At 70.9% G+C, this 2,961-nt stretch carries 2 protein-coding genes; both read right to left on the bottom strand.

The genetic code is table 11. The features are described 5' to 3' along the window. Positions 1–865, bottom strand: an 865-nt coding sequence (locus tag VFZ20_RS26055; protein ID WP_329686893.1) for a glycoside hydrolase family 43 protein, incomplete at its 3' end; no start/stop codon positions are given. A 435-nt stretch (positions 866–1,300) separates the two neighbouring features. Then, positions 1,301–2,961 (bottom strand): glycosyl hydrolase 115 family protein (locus VFZ20_RS26050; RefSeq protein WP_329686892.1); only part of this gene is annotated, 1,661 nt, incomplete at its 5' end.

Raw genomic sequence — 2,961 nt, 5'->3', positions numbered from 1 at the left:
GGCGCTGCGTGAGGATGGGATTGCCCGACCACGGCTCCCACGGCCCCCACACGCTGTCCGCGCGAAAGACGACCTCCGAGTGCTGCTCCGCCGTGCCGCCCTCTGCGCAGACCAGGTAGTATCTGCCGTCGCGCTTGAAGATGTGCGGTCCCTCGATCCAGATCGGCTTCTTCGACAGGTCCGTCCCGCCGTTGACCACCAGCCGCCGCGGGCCCGTCATCCGCCGGTTGGCGACGTCGTACTCCTGCATCCAGATGGCGCGGTGCCCCTCGTACAGCGGCGTGCCGATGGGCGGACCGTTGTTCAGGATGTACGCGCGCCCGTCGTCGTCGAAAAAGAGGGAGGGATCGATGCCGTCCACCTCCGGCAGCCACACGGGATCGGACCACGGCCCGCGCGGATCCGTCGCGGTGACGAGGAAGTTTCCGCCGCGGTCGATCAGCGTGGTGATCATGTAGAACGTGCCCGCGTGGTGCTCGATGGCGGGCGCGAAGATGCCGCGCGAGATGCCGGAGCTGTCCAGGTCCAGCTGCGACGGACGGTCCAGCACGTGGCCTGTCTGCGTCCAGTTGACCAGGTCGCGGCTGTGAAAGAGCGGAACGCCGGGGAAATAGCTGAAGCTGCTGTTCACCATCCAGAAGTCGTCGCCCACGCGGACGATGCTGGGATCGGGATGGAAGCCGGCCAGCACGGGGTTCAGGTAGTCGCCCGGGCCGGGGCGGACGCCGCGGTAGACGGGGTCGTCGCCCGTGTACTCGAACCACTCGAACCGCGCCTCGTTCGACGGATTCTGCGCGGCCACACCGCCTGCAGCGACCAGCGGCAGGAGGACGGCAGCGGCGCGAAGTGCGAGGATACGCGGCATCAGCGATCGTTCGTGGTTGATGTGATTCGATGCGAGCTCGTGCGCGACAAGTGTCATTGCGCGCCTTGGGCGCTCGTCACTCGCCGGGCTGGGCCGCGCGTATCCGCGCGACACGTCGCCGTCCGGGGCGTTACGGGCAGCCCTACGCACTCACGCAACGCGCGTCCTACGAATCCGCGCAGGCCCGCAGTGCGCGCGCATTACTTCGTCCCTGTCGCCCAAATGCGTCATCCTGAGGGAGCGCCCGCGCGCAACCCGTTCCTGCACAAGGCCCTGGGCGCGACCGCATGCATCACGCACGGACAAAGTCCGCGAGGGCCCCTCAGGATGACGCGGCTTGCGCGTGGGCGCGGTTTCGGCGGCGCGCCCGGACGACCAGACGGGCAGTCCCGCGGGCCTCCGGCCGCGGGCCGTACGACGGCGAAGCCGTCGCGGTCAGCGCGGGCCGCCGCGGAAGCTCTCGGGCGGGCCCAGGTAGCTGGGCTGCAGGCCGCCCGTGTTCACCACGATGCGCTGCAGCACCAGCCCGGGATCCACTACCCAGAACCGCAGCACGTGCTCGCCGGGCACGTCCACGCGGTGACGGCTCACGGACACGTTCACGTTCTGCGCGACCATCTGCTCCCACGCGGCGTTGCGGTCGCCGGCGCGCGTGGAGCCGTCCGCGTGCGCGTTCACCACCTGCGGCGCGGCGCCGTCGATGGAGACGGCGTAGCGCAGCCCCTCGCCGCCGCGCGTGTCCAGCGACGGCGAGAAGTACGCGCGCACCTCCACCTCGCCCGGGGTAAAGACGTGCATCCGGTACTCCAGGTGCGGCGTGCCCGGGCCCGGCGTCTGGCTGGGCGCGGTCACCGGCATGGCCGTCACGCCGCTCAGCGTCCGCCCGATCTGCGGGATGATCTGCCAGCGGATGCCGTTCGCCTCCATCGCGCGGGTGAAGTGCTCCGCCTCCATCGCCACGTATCCATCCGCCTCCACGAACCCGCGCACCCGGTCGCGCCGTGGCGTCCGCGGATTGTGCACGGCCGCATACACGACCATCCGTCGCCCATCCGGCCCCACGATGGTCACGGGGACGCGGTGCGTGCCGGCCGGCGCGCCCTCCCAGTCCACCGAGACCGTGATGCGCGTCTCGTCATCCACCGAGCCCGACGCGGGCGTGACGCGCAGCCACGGCGCGTCCGCCGAGACCGTGAAGTCGAACGGGGCCACGCCGCGGTTGAAGACCTCGATCCACCGCGTCTGCCGGTTGTACGCGTCCATGGCCGGGAGCACGGCGCTGTCGCGGCCGGCGGCGGGCCACCAGCGGTCGCTGCCCTCGATGGCCACGCCCATCTCCGCCGCGTCGGGCACCTGGATCACATCCACGCGCGGCATGACGTTGCGCGGCGGCTCCTGCCAGTACGTGTAGCCGATGTGCGTCTGGTCCATCATGTGGGCCCACTTGCCGCCCGCGATCTCCTCGTTGTAGCGCCGGCTGAGCGCCGCGTCGCGGTCGAAGAGCGTCCGCACGGTGTCGGCGAGGGCGTTGGTCCCGGCGCGTCCCTGCCGCGCGTACAGCCGGTTGCGCGCGGCGGCCACGTACATCCGGTGCAGGTTGGCGGAGGCCAGGACGGGATGGAGGACGAGCTGGAAGTACGCGTCGCGCGCGTCCGCCGGCAGCAGCGCCTCGATGCGCCCCGCCTCCGCCGCCAGCGCGGTGTAGTCCGCGACGACACGCTCGGCCTCGCCGTACGCCGTCAGCGAGTAGGTGGCCGTGTCGAGCAGCTCCGGCTTGCGGCGGGCGTTGAAGCGCGTGTACTCCGCCAGCACGCGTGCGATGGCCTCCGCGTGCTCCGCGCCGAACTGCGCCGCGGCCCAGTCCCGCGTCCACCGCGGGATGCGCTCGGCGGGGAAGGCGTCGGGGTTCCAGGCGTAGTCGAGGAAGAACGAGACGGGGAGCTCCATCGGCTTGATGTCGCCCACGTTCACGATCCAGATGCGGTCCGCGCCGCTGCGCCACGCCAGGTGCATCTGCTCCCACACGCGGGACACCTGGCTCGTGTTGAGCCACTTGTAGTTGCGCGGTCCGCCCACGTAGTCGAAGTGGTAGTACA

Source organism: Longimicrobium sp., assembly GCF_036280135.1.
GTDB lineage: Bacteria > Gemmatimonadota > Gemmatimonadetes > Longimicrobiales > Longimicrobiaceae > Longimicrobium.
The sequence above is the reverse complement of the archived record's forward strand: the minus strand, read 5'-3'. Positions and strand labels throughout refer to the sequence as shown.